This is a genomic window from Kingella oralis (assembly GCF_014054985.1).
Classification (GTDB): domain Bacteria; phylum Pseudomonadota; class Gammaproteobacteria; order Burkholderiales; family Neisseriaceae; genus Kingella_B; species Kingella_B oralis.
Genome location: NZ_CP059569.1, coordinates 183822 through 208030 on the forward strand (window position 1 = coordinate 183822; position 24209 = coordinate 208030).

Sequence of the window (24209 nt, forward strand, 5' to 3'; positions counted from 1 at the left end):
AGGCTGCCGTTGGCATTTTGCAAAAGTTGCAGCCTGAAATGAGAGGTAGTGGTGTTCAACGCAAAATGGCGTGGTGCGCTGATTGGTTGCGCAATAGGCAGCCTGAAACGCGAATTAAGCGGTTTTAGCTTCGCAGAAGCTCGTCAATTCGTTTTCAGGCTGCCTCATCTATTGTTTTATCCAGCGTGCGACATTCGGGAAATTCGGCAACCACGCGCTGCGCCAGCTTGTCGGGCAGCCCGATGAACAGCGTGCAAGTGCTGTCCCAGCAGACGATTTCAAACAAGGCTTGCGGATGCTGCGGCTGGGCGTTTAACGACCAAAAGGTGGGGCTTTCGGCATCGGGTAAAATGCCCAAATCAATTTCGGCATCAGGTGCAAAGGCGGAAAACACGCCCCAAATGTATTGCTCATGCGGATGCCCGCGCAGCCAGCGTTCCGGTTCTGCGCCATCAAAAACAGATGGGTCGGCAAAGGTGTCGTTGTTATTGCGCTCAATATCATTAACCAGCCAACGATGTCGGCGGCAGGTTTCCCAGCCCAAAACCGCCATCATCCGATGCATATCGGTGTAATAGCGGATGCCGGGCTCGCCGTCTAAAATCAGGTTGTGCGTGGCTTGCGCGGGCAAGGGCTGGGCAAGCGCGTAGGGCGATTTTCTGGCGGGCATGGCTGCGCCGCGGATAAGGCGCATGATTTTTTGATACCAAGCGGCATCGGCTGCAATTTCGTTTTCAGGCTGCCGAGATGTCATTGGTTTGCTCCTGTATCAAATAGGCAGCCTGAAAGCGGGTTTACGGGCTTCTGCGAAGCTAAAACGCCTAAACCATTTTAGCTTCGTAACGCCGCTATGCTCCGCAGGCTGCCTATTGCTGCGCCGTTACCGCTTGTTCAACTTCGCCGATAGCCAGTTGCCCGTGCTTTGGATAATCACCACCATCACGGTTAGCAGCACCACCACCGCCGCCATCACATCCGCCATATAGCGTTGATGCCCATAGCGGATGCCCAAATTGCCGATGCCGCCGCCGCCGATTAAGCCCGAAGCCGCGCTTTCGCCCAAAATGGCAATCATCAAAATGGTGATGCTCAACACCAAGCCTGAACGCGCTTCGGACAGCAACACTTTAAAAATAATCGTGCGCGGCGATGCGCCCATGGCTTGTGCCGCTTCCACCACACCGCGCGGCACTTCTTTTAGGTTTTGCTCCACCAGCCGCGCAAAATAGAAACTGGCGGCAATGCTCAGCGACACGCTGGCGGCGAACGGCCCAAACGATGTGCCGACAATCAGGCGCGTGAGCGGCATCACCACAATCATCAAAATCACAAACGGAAACGAGCGCATAAAGCTCACCAGCGTGCCAAGAATGCGGTGCACAGGGCGGTTGGCGAAAATTTGCCCGTATGCCGTGGTGTAAAGCCAGATGCCGAGCAGCCCGCCCACGATGATGCCCACGGCGGACGACACGCCCACCATAATCAGCGTTTCGCCGATGGCTTGGTAGAACTCGGGGAGCAGGGATTTGAGGTTGGCTAGAGAGGATTCGTTCATGGTGGTAAGTCTCTTGTTGTTTACAGATAGGCAGCCTGAAAAAAGGGTAGGGCGTGCCATTGGTTTGGGTTTGCGAACAGCGTTTCAGGCTGCCTAATCAGTATCGCCAGAGGCAGCCTGAAACAATGATTGGTTCACCGCGCTAATCATCGCGCAACAATTCGCGCCCAATTTCCGACTGCGCCAAAATCACGCCGTCTTTTACATCCGCCACTTCCAGCAGCTTGCCCAAATGCAGCAGCGCGGTGCGGTGGCACAGCTTGCGAATCACGCTCATTTCGTGGGTAACAATCACGATGGTTACGTTAAACCGCGCGTTGATGTCTTGCAGGCAGCCCAATACGCTGCGCGTGGTAATCGGATCCAGCGCGGAAGTCGGCTCATCTGCCAAAATCACTTTGGGGTTGGGCGCAAGCGCGCGGGCGATGCCGACACGCTGTTTTTGCCCGCCCGAAAGCTGCGCGGGGTAATGCTGGGCGCGCTCGGTTAAATCCACAATTTCCAAGCATTCTTGCACGCGCTGGGCGATTTTTGCCGCGTCCCAGCCTGCAATTTCCAGCGGAAATGCCACATTCTCGGCAACGGTGCGGTTGCTCAACAGATTAAATTGTTGAAACACCATGCCGATGTTTTGCCGCGCTTGGCGCAGTTGCGCTTCGCTCATGGCGGTTAAGTCTTGGTTGTCAATCAACACTTTGCCTGTGTCGGGGCGTTCCAACAGGTTAATCAGGCGCAACAGCGTGGATTTGCCCGCGCCCGAGTAGCCCATCAGCCCAAAAATCTCGCCTTGGTTGATGTGTAGGCTGGTGGGTTCAACGGCGGTGAACCAGCCTTTGTCGCGCGTTTGGTATTTTTTGGAAACGTTGTCCAGCGTAATCATGGTTGTCTTTCAGAAATCAAAGCCCGTTGCACACAAACGGTACAACGGGCGTGGAAGGGTTTACACGTTTAGCTGTTTGCACCCGCAAGCTGTGTCAAATCGGTGTTTGGCTTATCAAATAAGGTTAAGGAATGTAACGATTATTGCGGATAGTGTCAAAGCATTTTTATTACTATGGTTTATGCAGTTTCAGGCTGCCTATTGGTATCGCTGGGATGCAATCTGAAAAGCGTTTGTAAAGTCCAAGCAAATATAGCCTGCCATAATTTTCGTTATTGCGATTATAAATTGCGTCGTCTTCAAAAAAAAATATATAATTCGCCGCGTCAATAAACCAAATTTATCAACCGAACTTTTTTGGAGTTTGAAATGTCAGTACAAATTAAAACTGCTGCCGAACTAGAAGGCAAAAACGTACCATCAGTTGTGTTCCACACCCGCCAAGACGATGCTTGGGTGGATGTTTCTACCGATGACTTGTTTAAAGGCAAAACCGTTGCCGTGTTCTCATTGCCTGGCGCGTTCACGCCCACTTGCTCCTCTACTCACTTGCCACGCTACAACGAGCTGGCTGCCGAGTTCAAAAAACGCGGCGTGGACAGCATTGTGTGCATCTCTGTAAATGATACATTTGTGATGAACGCTTGGTTGGCAGACCAAGAAGCGGAAAACATCACCGTGGTGCCCGATGGCAACGGCGAGTTCACCAAAGGCATGGGCATGCTGGTGAGCAAAGAGCAATTGGGCTTTGGCGACCGCTCTTGGCGTTATTCTATGCTGGTGAAAGACGGCAAAATTGAAAAAATGTTTATTGAGCCCGTTAAAGACGGCGACCCGTTTGAAGTGTCCGATGCCGACACCATGCTGAAATACATTGACCCCAAATGGGAACCACACGAGTCTGTTTCCATTATTACCAAACCCGGTTGCCCATTCTGCGCCAAAGCCAAAGCCTTGCTGAAAGAAAAAGGCTATGCGTTTGAAGAAATCGTGTTGGGGCGTGATGCTTCCATCACTTCCGTGCGCGCGATTACCGGCAAAGCGACTGCGCCACAAGTGTTTATCGGCGGTAAATACATCGGCGGCAGCGACGATTTGGAAGCCTACTTCGCTAAAAAATAATCCGGTTTTTCTGGAATAACCTTCAAGCGGCACGACAGTTTTCTCCTCCTTTTCTGGCGTGCCCCCCGAATAGCTCTCTCCGTTAGGTTGTTCGGGCAGCTTAAATCTTATGGCAAGAGTTAAGCTGCCCGAGCAACTTTTTTGTATTGAGGCAGCCTGAAAATGGTTTCATTCCGTTTTCAGGCTGCCTCACACTCTTCGTTATAATAGGCAGCCTGAAAAACCATTCTAACGAGCCATCCCATGATTGCCCTAATCCAAAGAGTTACTCAAGCCCGCGTTGCCATAGCGGGCGAAACCGTTGGCGAAATCAACCACGGCTTGCTGGTGTTGCTGGGCATCCAGCACGGCGACACGCCAGCCGTCGCCGATAAGCTGCTGCACAAAGTGTTGTCTTACCGCGTGTTTGCCGACGAGGCGCAGCGCATGAATTTAAACGTGCAGCAGGCGGGCGGGCAGCTTTTGATTGTGTCGCAGTTCACGCTTGCCGCGTACACGCAAAAAGGTTTACGCCCCGATTTTGCGGGCGCAGCCAAGCCTGATGTGGCGCGCGAATTGTATGACTATTTTTGCGCCCAATCCGCCGCGCGCATCGCCACGCAAACGGGCGAATTTGCGGCGGACATGCAGGTGTCGCTGGTGAACGACGGGCCGGTTACGTTTTGGCTGCAAGTATCGTAAACCGATTGGACTGGCTTGTTTCAGGCTGCCTTGGGTGCTATCGCTATCCCAGAGGCAGCCTGAAACGTTTGGCACAAGCCTAACTTGCTTACGCTTATCGTTGCCGCCACGGCATAAAATGGTTTTTCAGGCTGCCCTAATCCCCCAGAGGCAGCCTGAAACCCCGCTGTAACCATCCTTCAAAAACGCCGTTAAAAGCAAAAAACCACGCGGTAAACACGGTATAATCGTCATTTTCCCAAAGCAAAACAAGGAATTCATTATGTCAGCCATCAAACGTGATTTAACGCGCATCCGCCACAACACCAAAATCGTGGCAACGCTGGGGCCGGGCAGCAACAACGTGGATTTGTTGCGCGATATGATCAGCATCGGCGGCGTGCATGTGGTGCGTTTTAATTTCAGCCACGGCACGCCCGAGTTTCACGAAGAAAATGCCCGCATCGTGCGCGAAGCGGCGCGGCAAGCCGGCTTGGAAGTGGCGATTATGGCGGATTTGCAAGGGCCTAAAATCCGCGTGTCCAAAATCGCCGGCGGCAGCATCCAAGTGGAAGCGGGCGAAAAACTGCTGTTTGATGCTGCGCTGGAAGGCGAGGGCACACGCGAGCGCGTGGGGCTGGATTACCGCGAATTGCCCAACGATGTGCAAACGGGCGATGTGCTGCTGCTGGACGACGGCTTACTCACCGTTACCGTGGAAAAAGTGGCGGGCAGCGAAATCCACACCGTGTGCAACAACAGCCACACGCTCAAATCCAACAAAGGCATCAACAAGCAAGGCGGCGGCTTGTCGGCCGGCGCGTTCACCGAAAAAGATTTCCGCGATTTGAAAACGGCGGTGAAAATCGGCTGCGACTATTTGGCGGTGAGCTTTGTGAAAAACGCCGAAGACATGCACATCGCCCGCCGCGCCGTTGCCGAAGAGTGCGAAAAACTGGGCTTGCCGATTCAACCGGGCTTGGTATCCAAAATTGAACGCATTGAAGCGATTGAAAATTTGGACGAAATTATTGAAGCATCCGACGGCATTATGGTGGCGCGCGGCGATTTGGCGGTGGAAGTGGGCAATGCCGCCGTGCCTGCGCTGCAAAAACGCATGATTAAGCGCGCGCGCGAACTGCGCCGTTTCAGCATCACCGCCACGCAAATGATGGAATCCATGATTACCAACCCCGTGCCCACCCGCGCCGAAGTGAGCGACGTGGCGAACGCGGTGTTGGACGGCACCGACGCGGTGATGTGTTCCGCCGAAACGGCAGTAGGCGCGTATCCGTTTGAAACCGTGCGCCAGATGTCGCTGATTTGCGCGGCGGCGGAAAAAGAACAGGATACGCTGGTGGGCGTGGACGAACACGCGGTGAGCCATTCGGGTGAAATCACCCATGCGGTGGCCAGTGCGGCGGTGCACGTTGCCAAACAAGTGCGCGCCAAGGCGATTGTGGCGCTCACCGAGAGCGGTTCGTCGGCGTTTCATGTGAGCCGCTACGGCATTTTGATTCCGATTTACGCGCTCACGCCCAGCGAAAAAGCGCAACGCCGCATGGCGATGTATCGCGGCGTGCGCCCGCTCAAACTGACCACCAGCAAAGACCACGAAACCGCGTTCACCGAGGTGGAAGCTTTGCTGCGCGAGCGCGGCGTGTTCCAAGCGGGCGAGCAATATGTGATTACCAGCGGGCGGCGCATGCGCGAAACCGGCAGCACCAATTCGCTGGAAGTGCGGACGGTGCGCGAATAAAGGCAAAGACAGCCTGAAAACGGGCATTCGTTTTCAGGCTGCCGCATCTGTTTGAATTTTTGAATTGAATAGGTCTCTTTATAAACCCGATTTCAGGCAGCCTGAAAACACACAAACCTTTATATCGGAAATCCCCATGAATAAAACAGTCTTAATCACAGGCTCCAACCGCGGCATCGGCAAAGCTGTCGCCCTAGCCCTTGCCCAAGACGGCTACGACATCGCCGTACACTGCCGCAGCCGCCGCGATGAAGCCGAAGCCGTTGCCGCGCAAATCCGCGAGATGGGCAGGCAGGCGCGCGTGTTGCAGTTTGACGTGTCCGACCGCGCCGCCTGCCGCGAGGTACTGATCGCCGATGTGGAGGCAAACGGCGCGTATTACGGCGTGGTGCTGAACGCGGGGCTGACGCGCGACAATGCCTTTCCCGCGGTTTCAGACGACGATTGGGACAGCGTGCTGCGCACCAATCTCGACGGTTTTTACAACGTGCTGCACCCCGTCATCATGCCGATGATACGCCGCCGCCAAGACGGGCGCATCGTGTGCATGGCTTCCGTGTCGGGCATCACGGGCAACCGCGGGCAGGTGAATTACAGCGCTTCCAAAGCGGGCATCATCGGCGCGGCGAAGGCGTTGGCGGTGGAGCTGGCGAAGCGCAAAATCACGGTGAACTGCGTTGCACCGGGGCTGATTGATACGGAAATCGTGGATGAAAACGTACCCGTGGGGGAAATTCTGAAAGCCGTGCCTGCCGCGCGGATGGGCACGCCCGAAGAAGTGGCGCACGCGGTGCGCTTTCTGATGGACGAAAAGGCGGCGTATATCACGCGCCAAGTGATTGCGGTAAACGGAGGTTTGTGCTGATGGAAACCAAGCGTGTTGTGATTACCGGCATCGGCGGCATTACCGCCTTCGGGCGCGACTGGGCGGGCATTCAGGCTGCCTTTAAAGCCGGAAAAAACGCCGTGAAACAGATGGATTGGCACGGGCGGTTTCCCGAATTGGAAACCCAGCTTGGCGCGCCGCTGCCCGATTACGTCCCGCCCGCGCATTGGACGCGCAAGCAGCTCCGCAGCATGGGGCGCGTGTCGCAGCTTTGCGTGGATGCGGCGGAGCAGGCTTTGCAGGATGCCGGCCTGCTCGGCGACGAAACGATTAAAAACGGCAAAATGGGCGTGGCATGCGGCTCGTCGGTCGGCAGCACCAAAGACATCGGCGATATGGGCGAGCTGCTGCTCATGGGCACGTCGCGCAATTTCAACGCCAACACTTATGTGCGCATGATGCCGCACACCACCGCCGCCAACATCGGCATTTTTTTCGGACTGACGGGGCGGATTATCCCCACGTCCAGCGCGTGTTCATCAGGCAGCCAAGCCATCGGCTACGCCTACGAAGCCATCAAATACGGGCTGATTGACACCATGCTGGCAGGCGGCGGCGAAGAGTTCTGCCCTTCGGAAGTGTATGTGTTTGATTCGCTCTACGCCGCAAGCCGCCGCAACGGCGAACCCGAACGCACGCCGCGCCCGTATGATGCCGCCCGCGACGGCTTGGTCATCGGCGAAGGCGCGGGCATGCTGGTGTTGGAATCGCTGGAACACGCGAGGGCGCGAGGTGCCAAAATCTACGCCGAAATCATCGGCTACGGCGCAAACAGCGATGGCAGCCACGTTACCCAGCCGCAAAAAGACACCATGCAAAAATGCATGGAACTCGCCCTCAAAGACGCAGGTATCCGCCCCGAACAGGTGGGCTATGTGAGCGGGCACGGCACCGCCACCGAAAAAGGCGACATCGCCGAAACCCTCGCCACCGAAGCTGTGTTCGGCTTTGTGCCGATGAGTTCGCAGAAAAGCTATTTCGGACACACGCTGGGCGCATGCGGCGCGCTGGAAGCGTGGTTTGCCGTTGAAATGATGAACGGCGGCTGGTTTGCGCCCACCGTCAATTTGGACGACATCGACCCGCGCTGCGGCAAAGTCGATTACATCACCGGCGATGGGCGGAAAATAGAAACGGACTATGTGGTCAGCAACAATTTTGCTTTCGGCGGCGTGAATACCTCGCTGGTGTTGAAACGCTGGCGTGGGTAAACAGCAGTCGGCAGCCTGAAAACTGATTTTCAGGCTGCCGATTGGTTTTCAGGCTGCTTTAAAAGCGGGTTCGCACTCCGCCAAGCGAAAACGCACCGCCGCGCCCGCCCCGCGCCAAACACACGCCAAAACCATATTGCCCGCCAACACGCGCTCCACGCCCTGCCAGCCGGTTTGCCCGTCCACGCGCCAGCCCGCTTTTGCGCCGCCGACGATGTCATAGCCCACGCGCCGCATATCCGCGGGAAAATCCAAGCCCGCCGCTTTAATCAAGGCTTCTTTGCTGCACCATAAGCGGTAAAACGTTTCAGGCTGCCAACTGCATCCGCGCAAATACGCGCGTTCCTCCCCGCTGCACACCCATTCGCCCAACGCGGCGAAATCGCGCGGTTTCATCACTTCCATATCCACGCCCGCCGCAATCGGCGCATCGGCGCACAACACCGCCGCGTTGCCCGCGCTGTGGCTCAGCGACACCACGGGCAAAGCCGCCCGCTGCTTTAACGCGCGGCTGACCCGCCAGTCCAACCGCGTTTCCAGTTGCGGCGATTGCGCCACGCGGCGGGCATCTTCTGGGCTTAACAAGGTGCGCTCGTATTCATGCGCGATGGCGCGCGTGCCCACCAAACAAATCAAATCGGTCATATTAAAAAACCACCGCCAAGCGGTGGTTGCATGAAAGCAATCAGTGATAGCTGCCTTTTAGCACGACATAGCTGTGGAAAGTGCCCACGTGGCATTCGTATTCGTTGCCGCCTTTGACCTGGCGGTCGTAAAAGCTCACCAAGCGGATGGCGCGTTTGTTGCGGCGTTGCGCGGTGGATTGGAAGCGTTTGACCGCGTTGAGGAACGCGCGTTGGCAGGTTTCGTCCGTTGATTTGCCTGTGGCGTTGGCGCTTTGGCGCGACACGTTGGTTGAGCTGCCCGTGCTGCCGTAGGACACGCGGATGGACGGGTCTAACACTTCGCGCGCTTCGGCAGAATTGAGCACGGCAGAGGCTTTGCACATATAGGCATCGTTTTTGCCTTTGCCCGCAACCGAGCCGATGCTGCGGCAGATGGTTCCGCTGGCGGGTTGGGCGGCAGCGCGGTGCTCAACTTGCGGGGCAGGGCGGCTGGTTTCATGCTCCGCCGCTGCGGCAGGCTCGCCTTTGGATGCGCAAGCAGACAGGGCTACGGCGGCAGACAACAGCAAAACTCGGGAAATACGGACAGTCATAAGCGTCTCCTAAAACAGGGTTGAATGTTAAGGTTGGTAAACGGGGCAATTTTAACGTATCCGTTTGTATTTGTATATCAATTCGTTTTTTTGAGCGCGTTGGGTTTGCCTTTCTTTGCAAAAATTTCTACAATGTTTGCATCTTGCTGCTTTTTAAACGGAAATCTTTTTATAGATTAAATGGATAGCGTGTATATCTTGCCAAATGCCGCTTGCGCCGCGATGCACCGCCCAAACCGTTTGCCACGAGAGGCAGCCTGAAACCATTCTCGTCCAACCCGTTTACTTCTTCCCGCTTCTCATGCCCCTGCTCACCGAAATCCTCTCGCCCGACCTGCCGCAACACGACCTTATCGCCGCCCACCCCGATTGGACGCGGGCGGACTTCAACCGCGCGGTATTCGCGCTTTCAGGCAGCCTGAAAACGGCGGGCATCCAATCTGCCGCGCTGTGGTTTGACGATGCCGCGCTGTTTGCCTGTGCGGTGTTGGCGGCTTGGCGCGCGGGCGCGCGGGTGTTGCTGCTGCCGAATACGGCGCGGGAAAACATCGGCTGGGGCGAAACGGCGGATATTTTTCTCACCGACAATCTGGTTCACCAACAAGCATGGCATCTGCCCGAATGCCTCGCGCAAGCGCAAAGGCAGCCTGAAAACGGCAGGCAGCCTGAAGACTGGTCCGTTCCCGCCGATGCCGAAGCGCATTTGAAAACATCGGGTTCCAGCGGCAACGCGCAAATCGTCATCAAAACCGCCGCCCAGATGCAGGCGGAAGCGCAAACGCTTGCCGCCGCCTTGCCTTTCGGGCGCAACGGCGAAGCCGTTATCGGCAGCGTGTCGCCGCAGCATCTGTATGGCTTCACTTTCCGTTTTGCACTGGCACTCACAATGGGCTGGACGATGGAGCGCGCGCAGGCGGTGTACCCCGAAAACCTGCTCGCCGCTACGGCAGCGCACCGCCAAGCGGTGTGGATCGCCAGCCCCGCCGTGCTCAACCGCTTGGGCGAAGGTCGCGACCCGCGCGTTTTGCAAAAGGTGGCGGGCATCGTGTCGGCGGGCGGCGCGCTGCCCGAAGCCACGGCAAACGCCTTGGCAGGCTGCGCCGTGCGCCCGTTTGAAATTTACGGCAGCACCGAAACGGGCGTGATTGCCTCGCGCCGGCATCAGCAAACATGGCGGCCGTTTGACGGCGTGTCGTTCGGGCAAGATGCGGAGGGCGCGTTGTGGGCGGATTCGCCTTGGTCGGGCGGGCGTTTCCAAACCGCCGATTTGGTCGAACGCGCGCCCGACGGCGACTTTCTGCTGCTGGGGCGCAAAGACCGCATCATCAAATTTGAAGACAAACGCGTTTCGCTCACGCAAATCGAACACAGTCTGCTGCAACACGAATGGATTGCCGACGCGCATTGCGCCCTGCATCCGCAGCAACGCCGCATCGCTGTGTGGGCAGCCTTAAACGCCGCAGGCATCGCCGCCCTGCGCGAACACGGGCGGGCGGCGGTTGCCGACGCGCTCAAACGCCATCTCGCCGCCGCGCAAGACAAAACCGCCCTGCCGCGCTATTGGCGTTTTGCCGACACCCTGCCGCGCAACGCGCAGGCAAAAATCGCCGCCGCCGATTTTCAGGCTGCCTTCACCGCGCCGCAAACCGCGCCACAATGGCAGGAAACCGAGCCGAACGTGTTCGCAGGGCGCGTGCCGTTGGATTTAACCTATTTTGGCGGGCATTTCGCCTCGTTTCCGCTGGTGCCGGGCGTGGTCGAGCTGCAATGGGCGCGCGATTTGGCGGCGCGTTATCCGTGGGGCAGGCAAAGCGTTGCGCGGGTGGAAAACCTGAAATACCAGCAGTTTATCCGCCCGCACGACGAGGTGTCTGTCGCGCTGCAATACGATGCCGGCAAAAACAAGCTCACATTCAAAATCACCGGCAACGGCAAGCCTTGCGCGGCGGGACGGATTGTGTTTGCGGCAGCCTGAAAACGCCAACCTTATTCCCCAAACCAAAAGGAAAACCGATGAAACTTTTCCCCGCATTAGAACAACGCTATTCGCAAGAACACCAAACCGCAGGCGAAGCGCAGCGGCTCGCGCAGGAAATCGCCTTTGCGCCGATTGTGTTCCAAGTATCGCGGCTGATGTTGAAATACGGCATTTTTGAGCTGCTGAACCAGTCGTCCGGCGGGCTCACGCAAGACGAAATCGCCCGGCAGACAGGCATCAGCGCATACGCCGCGCAGGTGCTGCTTGAAGCCTCGCTCTCCATCGGCACCATCCACACCCGCGACAACCGCTTTTTGCTCAGCAAAGCGGGCTGGTTTTTGCTGAAAGACAAAATCGCACAGGTCAATATGGATTTCGTGCAGGAAGTCTGCTATCAGGGCATGTTTGATTTGGAAAAAACGCTGGCAACCGGCAAACCCGAGGGGCTCAAAGTATTCGGCAACTGGGCGACCATTTACGAAGGGCTCTCTTCGCTGCCGAGTGAAACGCAGAAAGCATGGTTCGGCTTTGACCATTTTTATTCGGACAGCGCGTTTCAGGCTGCCTTGCCGATTGTGTTCGCCCGGCCCGTTCGGCGGCTGTTGGACGTGGGCGGCAACACAGGGCGCTGGGCATTGAAATGCGTGGCGTTTGACGAGCGCGTGAACGTAACCATTATGGATTTGCCGCAGCAGCTTGTTTTAATGAAACAAGCCACGCACGGCAAAACGGGCGCGGAGCGCATCCACGGACACGCCGCCAACCTGCTGGACGAAAACGTGCCGTTCCCAACGGGCTTTGACGCCATCTGGATGAGTCAGTTTTTGGATTGCTTTTCTGAAGACGAAGCCACCGGCATCTTGCGCCGCGCCGCCCAAGCATTGGACGGGCATGCCAGCGTGTACATTATGGAGCCGTTTTGGGATAGACAGCGCTACGAAACCGCCGCCTACTGCCTCACGCTCACCAGCGTTTATTTCACCGCCATGGCAAACGGCAACAGCAAAATTTTCCATTCGGAAGACCTCACGCGCTGCGTGCGCAATGCGGGCTTGGAAATCGCCGAAGTCTTTGACGACATCGGCGTGGGGCACAGCATTTTGCGCTGCGTGAAAGCGAAACCATGAACCTCCTCGCCCTTATCCCGCATTACAACCACCCTAGCACCGTGGGCAGCGTTGCCCATGCCCTGCGTGATTTTGATTTGGATGTGCTGATTGTTGATGACGGCTCGCGCGAAGACTGCCGCCCCGTGCTGCAAAATTTGCAGGCAGACGGCATTCGCGTGCTGTTCCGCGAGCGCAACGGCGGCAAAGGCGCGGCGGTGAAAACAGGCTTGCAATACGCCGCCGAGCACGGCTACACCCACGTTTTGCAAGTGGATGCCGACGGGCAGCACAACCTTGCCGACACGCCCCAATTCATCGCCGCCGCGCAAAGGCAGCCTGAAAACATAATTTGCGGCGAACCGCAATACGGCGACGACGCGCCCAAAGCGCGGCTCTACGGGCGCAAAATCACCGACTTTTGGAACATGCTGCACACATGGTCGCGCGACATCAAAGACGGCATGTGCGGCTTTCGGCTCTATCCGCTGGCGGCAACCATTGCCGTGGTGCGCGAAGAGCGGCTGGGCAACCGCATGGATTTTGACACCGAGATTTTGGTGCGCCTGTATTGGCGCGGCGTGAAACCCGTTTGGATACCGACCGGCGTGCGCTACGCGCAAGACGGCGTGTCGCATTTTCGCGCATGGACAGATAACGCCTGCATCAGCAAAATGCACGCGCGGCTGTTTTGCACGATGCTGTGGCGGCGCATCACAGGCAGCCTGAAACCATGAAACCGCCGCATTCACAGCATTGGGCGGCGCAGCAAGAGCGCGGCAACCGCCTGTTTCTGGCGCTGACCACGCTGATGGTGCGCTATTTGCCCGCATGGCTGCTGAACCCCTGCATCGGCTTGGTCGTGTGCTATTTTTACGCCACTGCCCCGCGCATGCGCCGTCATGTGCACCGCTATCAAACCCGCCTGCTTGCCGCGTTTCCCCAGCTTGCCCTGCCGCGCATGGCGCATTTTCGCCAATTTACCGCGTTCGGCGTGGCGATTTGCGACCGTTTCGCCGTGTGGCAGCGCAAAATCCGCTACGCCGATTTGGTGGTGGAAGACCCCGACGGCGTATCGGATATGGTGGACAGCGGCGGGCGCGGGCAGATTTTCGCCTGCTCGCATCTGGGCAACACCGAAATCTGCCGCGCCTTGGTGGACCACCATCAGGGTTTCAAGCTCAACGTGCTGGTGCACAGCCAGCACGCGCAGGCGTTTAACGAAGCGCTGGAAAAAGCCGGCGCCGACCGCATCCAAATGATACAGGTTACGAATTTGGATTCCGCGCTGATGATGGAGCTGAACCGCCGCATCGACGCGGGCGAATGGCTTGCCATTGCCGCCGACCGCGTGCCCGTGCGTGGCGAAAAAACGGTTGCGGTGCGGTTTTTGGGACACGCCGCGCCCGTGCCGCAAGGCGTTTGGCTGTTGGCAGCATTGCTCAAAACGCAAGTGAACACGCTGTTTTGCATGAAAGAAAACGGGCGCTATCATTTGAAACTGCGCCGTTTTGCCGACACGGCAGGCTGGTCGCGCGGCAATCGCCAAGCCCAAGTTGCCGCCGCCGCGCAACAATTTGCCGATGCCATGGCGCAGGAATGCGCGAAAAACCCGCTGCAATGGTTTAATTTTTACGATTTTTGGGGCGATGAGGCAGCCTGAAAACAAGGAAAACCACCACCATGAAAAAACACGTCTACTGCCGCCACAGCCACGAGCTGGAAGTGCCCTTTTTTGATGTTGATGCCATGCACATCGTGTGGCACGGCAATTATGTGAAATATCTGGAAGTCGCCCGCTGTGCGTTTCTCGCCGGCATCGGCTACGACTACAACGAAATGGCGCGGCAGGGCTACGGCTGGCCGATTGTGAAAATGGATTTCAAATACGTCCGCCCCGCCCGGTTCGGGCAGCGCATCCGCGTGGACATGGCCATCGTGGAAATTGAAAGCTGCCTGCGCATTGACTACACCATCCGCGACGCGCAAAGCGGCGAAACGCTCACCCGCGCCGCCACCACCCAAGCCGCCGTGTCCATGGAAACGGGCGAAATGCAGTTTCAAACGCCCGAAAGCTGGCTAAACGCCGTGCGCCGGCATCCCACTTTTCAGGCTGCCTGAATCCGCTTAATCCCATCATCCAATCAAGAAACCGCAATATGAAAAAATACCTTTTCTCTATCGGCATCGCGTTTGCCGCGCCTGCGTTGTGGGCATTCTCCCTCGCCAATCTAACGCAAACGCTGCAAAAACCCGCCAACGTGCAAGGCGCGTTTACCCAGCAGCGTTATCTCAAATCGCTGTCCAAACCGATGACCACGCAGGGCAAATTCGTCCTGATTCCCAAAAAAGGGCTGCTGTGGCAAATGGAAAAACCGTTTGCAACCACCTTGCGCGTGCGCGCAGACGGCATCATGCAATGGACGGGCAGCGCGTGGGCCAACCCCAACGCCAGCAAGCTCGGTCAAAACCGCCAAATCCAGCTTTTTTTGGATTTGCTCGGCGGCAACACGCAAGGCTTGGAAAAACAGTTTGACCTCGCCCTCAGCGGCACGGAACAGCAATGGACGCTGCAACTGACCCCGAAAACCGCGATTACGCGCCAAATTTTCACCCGCATCGGCATCAGCGGCGACACGGTCGTGCGCAAAATCCAATTGGACGAAAAACAGGGCGACCGCACCGTGATGCAGTTTGAGCAAATCCAAACGGGCAAACCGCTGGGCGAATTTGCCAAAAGCGCGCTGTAAATCAAGCCAAAGGCAGCCTGAAAGCCGCTTTTTTGACTTTCAGGCTGCCGTTCATTTAAAAAACCGCACATAAAAGCTATAATTCAACACTTTGCCTCCGCATCCCCCGCCATGACCGTCCCAAAAGTTTTAATCGTTTACTATTCCCAAACAGGGCAGCTGAGCGCGCTGGCGCAATATTTTGCCAAGCCGCTGCAACAGGCGGGTGTGGTTACGGATTGCGTGCCGCTTGTGCCGCAGCAGCCTTATCCTTTCCCGTGGCGGTTTTGGCAGTTTTTTGACACCTTTCCCGAAACCGCGCATCTGCGCCCCGCGCCCATCGAGCCGCCTCAGATTCCGCACGATGATTACGATGCAGTGGTGATTGCCTATACCGTGTGGTTTCTCGCGCCCTCGCAGCCCATCGCCGCTTTCCTGCAACGCCCCGAAACCCGCCGCCTGCTGGCGGGCAAACCCGTGATTACGCTCATCGGCTGCCGCAATATGTGGCTTGCCGCGCAGGAAAAAATGAAAACGCTGCTCGCGGCAAACGGCGCGCAACTTGTCGGCAACATCGTGAAAACCGATGCCTGCGGCACGGCGGCGAGCTTCGTTACCACGCCCGCATGGCTGCTCACGGGCAACAAACGCTATTTCCGCAGCCTGCCCGCCGCAGGCATCGCCGAAAACGAGCTGGCAGACGGCGCGCGTTTCGGCGAAAAATTGCGCGATGCCCTGCTGGCAGGCGCGCCGCTCGACGAAACACTGTTTCAAAACATGGGCGCGGCGCGGGTGGACGAAAAACTGATTTTCAGCGAAAAAGCCGCATCCCGCAGCTTTTACCTGTGGGGCAGGCTGCTGATGGCAGCGGGGCGCGTGTCGCCGCTGCTGCGCCGCGCGCTGCTGGCGGTGTATATCGTGTTTCTGATTACGCTGATTCTGACCGTTATCCCCATCAGCATCGTGCTGAAAAAACTGCTGCATCCGCTGCTCAAACGCCGCCTTGCCCAAGCCAAACACCATTATGCCCAGCCATCGGGCGAATGATTTTCCGTTTCAGGCTGCCTCAAAACACAGGCAGCCTGAAAACCATATAGCCCTGCCAAGATGCGTTGATAACCAACAGCCCATCGGCAGCCTGAAACCCCTTGTTTGCACACCAATATGACCAACGAAGTCTATCTTACCCGCACCGCCGCCTTCCTGCCCAACGCCCCCGTTTCCAACGACCAAATGGAAGCCGTGCTCGGCATGGCGGGCGGCATTCCCTCGCGCGTGCGCCGCATGATTTTGCGCGCCAACGGCATCATCGCGCGCCACTACGCCATCGACCCCGAAACCCGCGCCGCCACCCACACCAACGCCGAACTCGCCGTCGAAGCCCTGCGCCGCCTGCCCGCCGAAGCCCGCGATGCCACCTGCCTTGCCTGCGCCACATCCTATCCCGACCAAACCATGCCGGGGCACGGCGTGATGGTGCACGGGCTCAGCGGTTTGCCGCCGTGCGAAACCGTTTCGCTGGCAGGCGTGTGCGTTTCGGGCATGGCAGCGATGAAATATGCCTACCAAGCCGTGAAAACGGGCGAACACGCCGCCGCCATCGCCGTTGCCTCGGAAAACGCCTCCGCCATCATGCGCGGCGAAATCTTCCAAAGCGAAACCGATTTCAGGCTGCTGCACCACGCCACGCCCGAAATCGGCTTTGAAAAAGACTTCCTGCGCTGGATGCTTTCCGACGGCTCGGGCGCGGCACTGCTTGCCGACCGCCCCATTGCCGGCAGCCTGAATTTCAAAATCCATTGGATAGAACTATGGTCCTACGCCAACGAAATGCCGCCCTGCATGTATGCCGGCGCAGAAATCCGCGACGGCGCGTTCCACGGCTGGAAAACCGTCGGCGCAGACGAGCGCGCGCAAAGCAGCATCATGGCGGTGAAGCAAGACGTGAAGTTGCTCAACGAACACATCATCCCCTACACCATAGAAAAACCGCTGGCGCAAATCATCGCCAAACGCAGCCTGAAAACCGAAGACATCGACTGGTTTCTGCCGCATTACTCATCGGGCTTTTTCCGCGACAAAGTCGCCGCAGGGCTGGCCAACGCAGGCTTGCCGATTGCGCAGGAAAAATGGTTCACCAACCTTGCAGAAAAAGGCAACACCGGCTCGGCTTCCATTTACATCATTCTGGAAGAATTCATGCGCCGTTTCCCCGTTGAGCGCGGGCAGAAAGTGCTGTGCTACATCCCCGAGAGCGGGCGGTTTTCCACTTGTTTCATGTTGTTGGAGGCAGCCTGAAAATGGACATCGACGACATCCCCCAAGACCAAAGCGAAAGCTACGGCGGACACAAAAAAATCATCTACGGCACGCACGGCGGGCATTACCAAGCTGCCACCAGCAGCGGCTGGGCAGACGAAGCCTACGCCACCGCGCTTGCCGTGCACGAACTGGACGCGCAAACCGAAGCCGCCCGCGCCGCCGTGTTGCGCGGCGAATTTTCCCCGCTGTATTACCAGATGTACCGCGCCCGTCACGACATCGCCAGCCTGGCCGCCGCCGCAGGCTTCTGGCAATGGCAAACGCGCCGCCACCTGCGCCCCGATGTGTTTGCCAAGCTGCCCGCGCGCGCGTTGCAGCAATACGCCGACGCACTCAATCTCAGCGTAGAACAGCTCAAACAAACCGATTAACCGTTTCAGGCAGCCTGAAACCTTCGAGACCCTTTATGACCGATTTCCCCCACCAGCACACCGCCCATTGCGAAAGCGGCGTGATGTCCACCCTGCTCAACCACAGCGGCTACCCGCTCAACGAAGCCCTCGTTTTCGGCATCGCCCATGCGCTCACCTTCGTGTGGCTGCCCGTTGTCAAACTTAACGGCATGCCGCTGGTTTCCTACCGCTGCCCGCCGCGCAGCATCATCAAACGCACCAGCCGGGTGCTCGGGCTGAAACTCAGCGTGCAGAAATTCGCCCGCCCCGAAGAAGGCAAAGCCGCGCTCGACAACGCGCTGGCCGCAGGCAAACTCGCAGGACTGCAAACCTCCGTTTTCTGGCTGCCCTATTTCCCGCCGCAGATGCGCTTCCACTTCAACGCCCACAACCTCTTGGTGTACGGCAAAGACGGCGGTGATTATCTGATTAGCGACCCCGTGTTTGAAAGCGTGCAGCGTTGCCCAAGCGACGATTTGCAGCGCGCCCGCTTTGCCAAAGGCGCACTCGCCGCCAAAGGCATGATGTACACCTTGGACAGCCAAAGGCAGCCTGAAAACATCCAAGCCGCCCTGCCCGCCATCATCCGCCGCGCCATCCGCAAAAACGCCCGCCATATGCTCGCGCCCGTGTTTTTCGTCGGCGTAAAAGGCATCCGCACCGTCGCCCAAACCATTGAAAAACTGCCCGCCAAACATAACGCAAAATACCAAAAACTCTTTCTCGGCCATCTGGTGCGGATGCAGGAAGAAATCGGCACCGGCGGCGCAGGCTTCCGCTACATCTACGCCTATTTTCTGGAACAGGCGGCGCAAATCTGCGGCGAACCCGCTTTTCAGACTGCCTCGGAAACCATGACCGCCATCGGCGACCAATGGCGGCAATTTGCCGCCCTGTGCGTCAAACAATGCAAAAAGCCGTCTGAAAACGGCTGCGCCGAAATCGCCGCCTTCCTGCGCGGGATTGCCGATAAAGAAGAAGCATTGTGGCGGGCGTTGAAACGCAAAGCAGCCTGAAACGAGCCGCCCCATGATTCAAATCCAATCCCTCTCCCACCACTACCCCCGCGCCGCCGCGCCCGCGCTCGATAATGTGTCGTTTGACATTGCCGATGGCGAATGCTTGGGGCTGCTCGGGCACAACGGCGCGGGCAAAACCACGCTGATGTCGCTGCTGGCGGGCTTGCAGCCGGTGCGCCACGGTGCGGTTTTGTTTGACGGCAAACCGCTGCACCGCCTTTCCCGCGCCGAGCGGCAGAAAATCGGGCTGGTGCCGCAGGATTTCGCGTTTTATCCGCAGCTTTCGGTATGGGACAACCTGCTGTTTTTCGCCTCGCTTTACAAAATGCGCGATAAGAACAAGCTGCGCGGTCTAATAGAACAGGCGGGCTTGCAGGAACACGCGCACAAAGCCGCCAAGCATCTTTCGGGCGGGCTGAAACGCCGTCTGAACTTTGCCGTCGGGCTGGTCAACGCGCCGCAGCTGGTGTTTCTCGACGAGATTACCGTGGGCATCGACCCGCAGTCGCGCCGCTTTATTTTGGACAGCGTGGCGGATTTGACGCGGCAGGAGGTAACGGTGGTGTACACCTCGCACTATCTGCCCGAAATTGAGCAGCTTTGCAGCAAAATTGCGCTGCTGCAACACGGGCATCTGGTGTATCAGGGCAGCCTGAACGAGCTCTTAAACGCGCAGGCGCAAACCGTGCGCTTTATCACCGAACCCATGTTGCAGCCTGAAACCCTAGCCATGCTCCAAGCCGCGCCGCTGGACAATCGCGGCATGATGCAAACGCAGCAAGACGCGGCGGCGGTGTATGCGGCGTTGCAGCAGAGCGGCACGCAAATTCGCTATTTCCAGCAGGGACACGGCTCGCTGGAAGCGTTTTATTTGGACTTTTTGCGCCGCGAAACGGAACAGCCATGATTGCCGCCTCCCTTGTTAAAGAATTGAAACTGCTCAGCCGCGACCTGCACGGTTTGGCGGTTTTGTTCGTGATGCCGATTACGTTTATGCTGATTATGTCGGTCGCGCTGAGCCGCGATGCCGACCCGCACCACGGCAGCCGCATCGCGCTGGTGGGCGTTGCAGACGATGCGGTCAATAAGCAGTTTGCCGCCGGTTTGGCAAAAGACGATATTCAGGTAACCCTGATGCAGCCTGAAAAACTCGACGACGCGCAAAGCGGTTTGCACGACCGGCGTTTCCAACTGGTTTTGCACAATCCCAACCGTGCCGCCGACAAGCTCGCCGACAGCAAACCCTTGCAGGTTTATGTCGCGCCCGATACCGAGCCTTCGTGGCTGGCGGCGGTGAAAGGCGTGTTGCAGCAGCATTACACCGAAACCCGCATCAATGCCTATTTTGACAACAGCGGCATCACAATCGACAACAAAAAACTGCCCGCCGCCATCCGCCAAGACATCCAAAAGAAAATAGACGAAAAAAACGCCGAACAGCTTGATGTCGTCAGCGCGTTTTTGGGCAAACCGATGCTGGAAGAGCACTACCTGAGCGCGGGCAGCGGCGCGGTCGCCAAGCCCAACGCCGTGCAGCACAGCGTGCCTGCGTGGCTGATTTTCGGTATGTTTTTCATTATGATACCGCTGTCCAACGTGATGGCTTTGGAGCGGCAGACCAATACGATTACGCGGCTCCGGCTGGCGCGCGCGGGCGCGGCGGGGCTAATTGCGGCGAAACTCGTGCCGTATTTTCTGATTAACCAGTTGCAGTTTGCCGGCATGCTGCTGCTCGGGCGTTACCTGCTGCCCGAAATCGGCGTGAGCGCATTGATTTTGAACGGCAGCCTTGCGCCTTACGCGCTGTTGTCTGCCGCCGTATCCGCCGCCGCGCTCGGCTACGCGCTCTTCATCAGCGTATGCGCCAAATCCACCGAACACGCCGTGGTGCTGGGCGGCGGCGGCATTATCCTGATGGCGGCACTCGGCGGCATTATGGTGCCCGCCCATGTGATGCCCGAAACCATGCAGCACATCACTTGGGTGTCGCCGATGGCATGGGGCTTGAAAGCGTTTCAGGCGCTGCTGCTCAACCGCAGCGAACTGCACGGCATCGCGCCTTATCTCGCGCTGTTGGCGGGGTTTGCAGCCGTGTCGCTGGCGGCGGCGGTGTGGGTGTATCAAAGGCAGTTGCGGACGCAGGTTAGGTTTTGAACGGTTTTTTAGGTTTCAGGCTGCCTGAAAGGTCGTCTGAAAGCCCGTAGGTCGGGCATTGATGCCCGACAAACATGGGCGAATTTAAAAAAACGTCGGGCATCAATGCCCGACCTACAAATTCAGAATTTGTTGAAACCATTGATTATTAACGCCAACTCCGTTTTCAGGCTGCCGCACATCACAATTTAGAAAGGACAACCGTGAATTCTATTGAAATTTACTGTCTTGTTTACCACAACTACACCGCGCTTGATTTAATCGGTCCGGCGGATTTTCTCGGGCGTATTCCCAATAGCGCACTGCATTATGTGTCGCCAAACGGCGGCAGAATACGCAGCGGCGCGGGTTTTGTGATGGAAACCGAAGCCTGCCCGCCATTGCCCGCAGGCTCGGTTTTGCTCGTCCCCGGCGGCATGGGCACGCGCACGCTGGTGTCCGGCAACGCATTTTTGCAGATGCTCGCCGCGCGTGTGCGCGAAGCAAAATGGTGTCTGTCGGTCTGCACAGGCTCGGCGTTGCTGGCGGCGGCAGGCTGTTTGGACGGACACTCGGCAACGTCCAACAAAAAAGCCTTTGGCTGGGCAAGCAGCTTTGGCAGCGGCGTAGATTGGAAAGCAGCGGCACGCTGGGTAGCAGACGGAAAATTCTACACATCATCAGGCGTAGCGGCAGGCATGGACATGGCTTTGGGTTTCATCGCCGACCAATACGGCGAAAACTTGGCGCGGCAGATTGCCAACGATACGGAATACGCCCACCAAACCGATGCTGAACAAGATGATTTCGCTGCATTGCACGGCTTGGGCAAATTTTAGCTTTTGCCAAAATTTCAGACTGCCCATTTATCCCAACCTTAATCCAGAAAGTCCTCCCATGCCCTACACCTTCACCCTAGCCCCCGAAGCCCTGGAAACCGAATTAAAAAAACTCATCTTGCAGGAAGCCGACAAAACCGATGTGATTGACCTGCCCGATTTTTCAGACGACCTGATGCTGTTCGGCGACGACAGCCCCGTCGGCTTGGATTCGCTGGACGCACTGCAAATCAGCGTGGCGTTGCAGCAGCATTTCGCCGTGCGCCTGCAAGGCGACCGCATGGTGCGCAAACACATGATGTGCGTGCGCGATTTGGCAACGTTTGTCCGCGCGGAGCATGGCGCATGACGTGGCTGTGCGGCATGGCGGCAACCAGCGCGGCAAACCCGCAGCGCGCTTTCAGGCAGCCTGAAACCATAGATTTTACCTTTTTGGGACAGCCGCAGCACGCCCGATACTACCGCGCCTTCGCGTCCGACAGCCTGTCCCGCGCCGAGCTTGCCGACACCGCCGAGCAGCACCTGCGCCGCGCCGCCGAAAACGCAGGCTGGCCGTCTGAAAGCTGGCACACCGCGCCCGTTTTCATCGCATCCAGCGCATATCTCATTTCTGAATACGAAAACCGCCGCTTGGTGGGCGAACCCCATGCGGGACACCATCTGCTCTACCTTTCAGACGACCTTTCCCGCCGCAGCGGTAACCGCAACATCTTCAACACCGCCACCGCCTGCACCTCGTCCGCCCACGCCCTGATGCAGGCGCACCGCTTTCTCGCGCACGGGCTGGCAGAACGCGCGTTTGTGCTGGGCATAGAAAACCTCAACCGCCTCACGCTCTTGCATTTCCACAGCCTCGGCTTGTTTGCAGACGAATACCGCCCCTTCGGCGGCGACGGCTTGATATTGGGCGAAGGCGCGGCAGCATTGGCATTGTCCGCCGGTGCGCCACCGCAGAAAGCGCGTCTGAAACTCATCGCCGCCGCCGCCAACACAGGCGGCCATCTCGTGCAAAGCGATGCCGAAACACAAACCCGCCTGCTCCTCAGCGTATTGGCGCAAGCCAATCTCGCCCCAAGCCGCATCGCCTTTGTCAAAACCCACGGCATCGGCACGGCAGACACCGATGCCGCCGAACTGGCCGCGCTCAACCGCGTATTCGGCACGCCCCCGCCGCTGGCGGCGTTCAAACCGCAAATCGGGCACACCCTCGGCGCAAGTGCCGCGCTGGAAACCGCCCTGCTTGCCCAAGCACTCCGCAGCCGCAAGCTAGCAGGCATCGGCGGGCGCGAAATCCCCCTTTCAGACGACCTTTACTGCCTTGCCAACCATTTCGGCTTCGGCGGCAGCAACACCGCAAGCATCTGGCAATGGACATCCTAGACTTAAACATCCGCATCACCGCCGCCGCCCGCTTCGACACCGATGCCTCGGTCGGCGGCAAACCCCTCAAAGTCGCGCTGCAACAGCAAAGCGGGCAAGACCCGCGCCGTTTCAGCCGCCTGAGCCTGCTTGCCGCGCTCGGCGCAAACCTGCTCAAACCAATCCGTCCCGTTGCGCCCGATTGCGCCGTTTATACCGCCGCCCCGTTTTCATCTCCGTCGGTATTTGAAAAAATGACCGACAACGTGCTGAACCACGCCGCCGCCATGCCTTTTGACTTTATCGCCAACCTGCACAACGCCCCGTCGTTCCACGCCGCGCAGATGCTCGGCAGCAGCGGCGCAACTGTATTCGTCCCCGCCGACAACCGCCCGAACCGCCAGTTTTACCCGCTGCTCGCCGCCGCCTTGTCGTTACACGCAGGCGGTCAGGCGGCGGTCGGCTGGTGCTACGAGCACCACGCCGGCTACCCCTGCACCCGAGAAGGCAGCATTTGGCTGCTGCTGGAACACGGCGCAACAACGGGCGCGGTGGTGCGCGTCAAACGGCGCGATGCGCCCGACCCGCAGGAAAAGCGGCGTGCCGATGCCTATTATTGGCAAGACGTATGCGGCTGGCTGAACGGGCAGCCTGAAAAAGAGCGCGTGTTGGCGGCGGGCGGTTGGGATGTGCTGGTGGGCGCGGCGGATTTTACAATGGCGCAGGACAAAATCGGGTGAGGCGAGCGAGATAAAAGGCAGCCTGAAACGTGTGAATGCGGTTTCAGGCTGCTTTTGTATGTGAACAATGGCCAGCCTGAAAAGTGATGATGGGCTAAGGATGAGGCAGCCTGAAAATGGCGCGTCGGCGGCTCGCCGACATTTTTGGTTGCTAGGCGCGGCTCTACGACGGGGAATGGTTGGGTTAAGGTTTTGTGTGGTTGTGGCGTGGATGGGCCGGCAAACAGATAAGGCAGCCTGAAACGTGTAGATGCGGTTTCAGGCTGCCTTTGTGTTGCGCGAATACCGGTAAACAAGAAA

26 protein-coding genes are annotated in these 24209 nt (G+C 58.0%); 21 read left to right on the forward strand and 5 right to left on the reverse strand.

Translation table 11 applies throughout. The annotated features are described in order from the left end of the window. Positions 1-154: 154 nt before the first annotated feature. The 3 genes from H3L93_RS00955 to H3L93_RS00965 form a co-directional block, all read right to left on the reverse strand. Entirely contained in the window at positions 155-754 is a 600-nt protein-coding gene (locus tag H3L93_RS00955) for a hypothetical protein (RefSeq protein ID WP_003798013.1), read from the reverse strand. Positions 755-880: 126 nt separating this feature from the next. Beyond that, positions 881-1555, reverse strand: a complete 675-nt coding sequence (locus tag H3L93_RS00960) for a methionine ABC transporter permease (protein ID WP_003798012.1) — start codon at positions 1553-1555, stop codon at positions 881-883. Positions 1556-1697: 142 nt separating this feature from the next. Then, positions 1698-2435 carry a methionine ABC transporter ATP-binding protein gene (locus H3L93_RS00965; protein WP_003798009.1) on the reverse strand — a complete coding sequence of 246 codons (738 nt, stop codon included), beginning with the start codon at positions 2433-2435 and terminating at the stop codon, positions 1698-1700. 369 nt (positions 2436-2804) lie between these two features. Here H3L93_RS00965 and H3L93_RS00970 point away from each other — a divergent pair, with 369 nt between their 5' ends. The 5 genes from H3L93_RS00970 (at position 2805) to H3L93_RS00990 (ending at position 8073) form a co-directional block, all read left to right on the forward strand. Beyond that, entirely contained in the window at positions 2805-3557 is a 753-nt protein-coding gene (locus tag H3L93_RS00970) for a glutathione peroxidase (protein ID WP_003798001.1), read from the forward strand. Between the two features lie 243 nt (positions 3558-3800). Beyond that, the gene (gene dtd / locus H3L93_RS00975; protein ID WP_003797998.1) at positions 3801-4238 is read left to right on the forward strand and encodes a D-aminoacyl-tRNA deacylase; all 438 of its coding nucleotides are present in this window, start codon (positions 3801-3803) and stop codon (positions 4236-4238) included. A 262-nt stretch (positions 4239-4500) separates the two neighbouring features. After that, positions 4501-5976 (forward strand): pyruvate kinase, encoded by a 1476-nt coding sequence (gene pyk / locus H3L93_RS00980; protein WP_003797995.1) that lies wholly within the window; start codon positions 4501-4503, stop codon positions 5974-5976. A gap of 136 nt (positions 5977-6112) precedes the next feature. After that, positions 6113-6841 carry a 3-oxoacyl-ACP reductase FabG gene (gene fabG / locus H3L93_RS00985; RefSeq protein ID WP_003797993.1) on the forward strand — a complete coding sequence of 243 codons (729 nt, stop codon included), beginning with the start codon at positions 6113-6115 and terminating at the stop codon, positions 6839-6841. Then, positions 6841-8073: a beta-ketoacyl-ACP synthase gene (locus H3L93_RS00990; RefSeq protein ID WP_003797992.1), complete on the forward strand. Its 1233-nt coding sequence runs from the start codon at positions 6841-6843 to the stop codon at positions 8071-8073. Before fabG ends, H3L93_RS00990 begins: the two co-directional genes overlap by 1 nt. Positions 8074-8121: 48 nt before the next feature. On the opposite strand, the gene H3L93_RS00995 is transcribed toward H3L93_RS00990, so the two are convergent. Both H3L93_RS00995 and H3L93_RS13055 read right to left on the reverse strand, forming a co-directional pair. After that, entirely contained in the window at positions 8122-8718 is a 597-nt protein-coding gene (locus tag H3L93_RS00995) for a 4'-phosphopantetheinyl transferase family protein (protein ID WP_003797990.1), read from the reverse strand. A gap of 40 nt (positions 8719-8758) precedes the next feature. Continuing rightward, complete coding sequence (locus H3L93_RS13055; protein WP_003797988.1) at positions 8759-9292, reverse strand: hypothetical protein; 534 nt, start codon at positions 9290-9292, stop codon at positions 8759-8761. A 301-nt stretch (positions 9293-9593) separates the two neighbouring features. On the opposite strand from H3L93_RS13055, the gene H3L93_RS01005 reads away from it, so the two are divergent. From H3L93_RS01005 to H3L93_RS01080, 16 genes are all read left to right on the forward strand, one after another. After that, on the forward strand, positions 9594-11267 hold the full coding sequence (locus tag H3L93_RS01005; protein WP_040559099.1) for an ApeI family dehydratase: 1674 nt from the start codon (positions 9594-9596) through the stop codon (positions 11265-11267). 38 nt (positions 11268-11305) lie between these two features. After that, a complete protein-coding gene (locus H3L93_RS01010; RefSeq protein WP_003797982.1) occupies positions 11306-12397 on the forward strand; it encodes a FlxJ family methyltransferase in 1092 nt (363 codons plus the stop codon). Then, positions 12394-13113: a glycosyltransferase family 2 protein gene (locus H3L93_RS01015; protein WP_003797980.1), complete on the forward strand. Its 720-nt coding sequence runs from the start codon at positions 12394-12396 to the stop codon at positions 13111-13113. Before H3L93_RS01010 ends, H3L93_RS01015 begins: the two co-directional genes overlap by 4 nt. After that, positions 13110-14039: a lysophospholipid acyltransferase family protein gene (locus H3L93_RS01020; protein WP_040559030.1), complete on the forward strand. Its 930-nt coding sequence runs from the start codon at positions 13110-13112 to the stop codon at positions 14037-14039. The genes H3L93_RS01015 and H3L93_RS01020 overlap by 4 nt, the downstream gene beginning before the upstream one ends. Positions 14040-14059: 20 nt before the next feature. Further along, the gene (locus H3L93_RS01025; protein ID WP_003797974.1) at positions 14060-14497 is read left to right on the forward strand and encodes an acyl-CoA thioesterase; all 438 of its coding nucleotides are present in this window, start codon (positions 14060-14062) and stop codon (positions 14495-14497) included. Positions 14498-14535: 38 nt separating this feature from the next. Next, a complete protein-coding gene (locus tag H3L93_RS01030; RefSeq protein WP_003797972.1) occupies positions 14536-15126 on the forward strand; it encodes a LolA family protein in 591 nt (196 codons plus the stop codon). A 111-nt stretch (positions 15127-15237) separates the two neighbouring features. Beyond that, positions 15238-16152 (forward strand): flavodoxin family protein, encoded by a 915-nt coding sequence (locus H3L93_RS01035; RefSeq protein WP_003797970.1) that lies wholly within the window; start codon positions 15238-15240, stop codon positions 16150-16152. 117 nt (positions 16153-16269) lie between these two features. Further along, on the forward strand, positions 16270-17403 hold the full coding sequence (locus H3L93_RS01040) for a beta-ketoacyl-ACP synthase III (RefSeq protein ID WP_003797967.1): 1134 nt from the start codon (positions 16270-16272) through the stop codon (positions 17401-17403). A 2-nt stretch (positions 17404-17405) separates the two neighbouring features. Continuing rightward, positions 17406-17798 carry a DarG family dialkylresorcinol biosynthesis protein gene (locus H3L93_RS01045; protein ID WP_003797965.1) on the forward strand — a complete coding sequence of 131 codons (393 nt, stop codon included), beginning with the start codon at positions 17406-17408 and terminating at the stop codon, positions 17796-17798. 35 nt (positions 17799-17833) lie between these two features. Next, the gene (gene darH, locus H3L93_RS01050; RefSeq protein WP_040559028.1) at positions 17834-18835 is read left to right on the forward strand and encodes a BtrH-related acyltransferase DarH; all 1002 of its coding nucleotides are present in this window, start codon (positions 17834-17836) and stop codon (positions 18833-18835) included. 13 nt (positions 18836-18848) lie between these two features. Next, positions 18849-19745 (forward strand): ABC transporter ATP-binding protein, encoded by an 897-nt coding sequence (locus H3L93_RS01055; protein WP_003797959.1) that lies wholly within the window; start codon positions 18849-18851, stop codon positions 19743-19745. Next, entirely contained in the window at positions 19742-20992 is a 1251-nt protein-coding gene (locus H3L93_RS01060; RefSeq protein ID WP_003797957.1) for an ABC transporter permease, read from the forward strand. Before H3L93_RS01055 ends, H3L93_RS01060 begins: the two co-directional genes overlap by 4 nt. Positions 20993-21195: 203 nt before the next feature. Further along, positions 21196-21810 carry a DJ-1/PfpI family protein gene (locus H3L93_RS01065; RefSeq protein ID WP_003797953.1) on the forward strand — a complete coding sequence of 205 codons (615 nt, stop codon included), beginning with the start codon at positions 21196-21198 and terminating at the stop codon, positions 21808-21810. 58 nt (positions 21811-21868) lie between these two features. Next, positions 21869-22159 (forward strand): acyl carrier protein, encoded by a 291-nt coding sequence (locus tag H3L93_RS01070; RefSeq protein WP_003797952.1) that lies wholly within the window; start codon positions 21869-21871, stop codon positions 22157-22159. Next, positions 22156-23190, forward strand: coding sequence for a beta-ketoacyl synthase N-terminal-like domain-containing protein (locus tag H3L93_RS01075; RefSeq protein ID WP_003797950.1), 1035 nt, complete (start codon positions 22156-22158; stop codon positions 23188-23190). Before H3L93_RS01070 ends, H3L93_RS01075 begins: the two co-directional genes overlap by 4 nt. Beyond that, complete coding sequence (locus H3L93_RS01080; protein WP_003797949.1) at positions 23178-23909, forward strand: hypothetical protein; 732 nt, start codon at positions 23178-23180, stop codon at positions 23907-23909. Before H3L93_RS01075 ends, H3L93_RS01080 begins: the two co-directional genes overlap by 13 nt. Positions 23910-24209 lie beyond the last annotated feature (300 nt).

Excerpts from the sequence above, each read along its gene's own strand:
- H3L93_RS01070 (WP_003797952.1), top strand. The coding sequence starts at position 21,869 with ATGCCCTACACCTTCACCCTAGCCCCCGAAGCCCTGGAAACCGAATTA.
- H3L93_RS01015 (WP_003797980.1), top strand. The coding sequence starts at position 12,394 with ATGAACCTCCTCGCCCTTATCCCGCATTACAACCACCCTAGCACCGTG.
- H3L93_RS00960 (WP_003798012.1), bottom strand. The coding sequence starts at position 1,555 with ATGAACGAATCCTCTCTAGCCAACCTCAAATCCCTGCTCCCCGAGTTC.
- H3L93_RS01040 (WP_003797967.1), top strand. The coding sequence starts at position 16,270 with ATGACCAACGAAGTCTATCTTACCCGCACCGCCGCCTTCCTGCCCAAC.
- H3L93_RS01010 (WP_003797982.1), top strand. The coding sequence starts at position 11,306 with ATGAAACTTTTCCCCGCATTAGAACAACGCTATTCGCAAGAACACCAA.
- H3L93_RS01080 (WP_003797949.1), top strand. The coding sequence starts at position 23,178 with ATGGACATCCTAGACTTAAACATCCGCATCACCGCCGCCGCCCGCTTC.
- H3L93_RS13055 (WP_003797988.1), bottom strand. The coding sequence starts at position 9,292 with ATGACTGTCCGTATTTCCCGAGTTTTGCTGTTGTCTGCCGCCGTAGCC.
- H3L93_RS01035 (WP_003797970.1), top strand. The coding sequence starts at position 15,238 with ATGACCGTCCCAAAAGTTTTAATCGTTTACTATTCCCAAACAGGGCAG.
- H3L93_RS00965 (WP_003798009.1), bottom strand. The coding sequence starts at position 2,435 with ATGATTACGCTGGACAACGTTTCCAAAAAATACCAAACGCGCGACAAA.
- H3L93_RS01075 (WP_003797950.1), top strand. The coding sequence starts at position 22,156 with ATGACGTGGCTGTGCGGCATGGCGGCAACCAGCGCGGCAAACCCGCAG.
- dtd (WP_003797998.1), top strand. The coding sequence starts at position 3,801 with ATGATTGCCCTAATCCAAAGAGTTACTCAAGCCCGCGTTGCCATAGCG.
- H3L93_RS01030 (WP_003797972.1), top strand. The coding sequence starts at position 14,536 with ATGAAAAAATACCTTTTCTCTATCGGCATCGCGTTTGCCGCGCCTGCG.
- H3L93_RS01045 (WP_003797965.1), top strand. The coding sequence starts at position 17,406 with ATGGACATCGACGACATCCCCCAAGACCAAAGCGAAAGCTACGGCGGA.
- H3L93_RS01060 (WP_003797957.1), top strand. The coding sequence starts at position 19,742 with ATGATTGCCGCCTCCCTTGTTAAAGAATTGAAACTGCTCAGCCGCGAC.
- H3L93_RS00990 (WP_003797992.1), top strand. The coding sequence starts at position 6,841 with ATGGAAACCAAGCGTGTTGTGATTACCGGCATCGGCGGCATTACCGCC.
- fabG (WP_003797993.1), top strand. The coding sequence starts at position 6,113 with ATGAATAAAACAGTCTTAATCACAGGCTCCAACCGCGGCATCGGCAAA.
- H3L93_RS00995 (WP_003797990.1), bottom strand. The coding sequence starts at position 8,718 with ATGACCGATTTGATTTGTTTGGTGGGCACGCGCGCCATCGCGCATGAA.
- H3L93_RS01020 (WP_040559030.1), top strand. The coding sequence starts at position 13,110 with ATGAAACCGCCGCATTCACAGCATTGGGCGGCGCAGCAAGAGCGCGGC.
- H3L93_RS01025 (WP_003797974.1), top strand. The coding sequence starts at position 14,060 with ATGAAAAAACACGTCTACTGCCGCCACAGCCACGAGCTGGAAGTGCCC.
- darH (WP_040559028.1), top strand. The coding sequence starts at position 17,834 with ATGACCGATTTCCCCCACCAGCACACCGCCCATTGCGAAAGCGGCGTG.
- H3L93_RS00970 (WP_003798001.1), top strand. The coding sequence starts at position 2,805 with ATGTCAGTACAAATTAAAACTGCTGCCGAACTAGAAGGCAAAAACGTA.
- H3L93_RS01005 (WP_040559099.1), top strand. The coding sequence starts at position 9,594 with ATGCCCCTGCTCACCGAAATCCTCTCGCCCGACCTGCCGCAACACGAC.
- H3L93_RS00955 (WP_003798013.1), bottom strand. The coding sequence starts at position 754 with ATGACATCTCGGCAGCCTGAAAACGAAATTGCAGCCGATGCCGCTTGG.
- H3L93_RS01055 (WP_003797959.1), top strand. The coding sequence starts at position 18,849 with ATGATTCAAATCCAATCCCTCTCCCACCACTACCCCCGCGCCGCCGCG.
- pyk (WP_003797995.1), top strand. The coding sequence starts at position 4,501 with ATGTCAGCCATCAAACGTGATTTAACGCGCATCCGCCACAACACCAAA.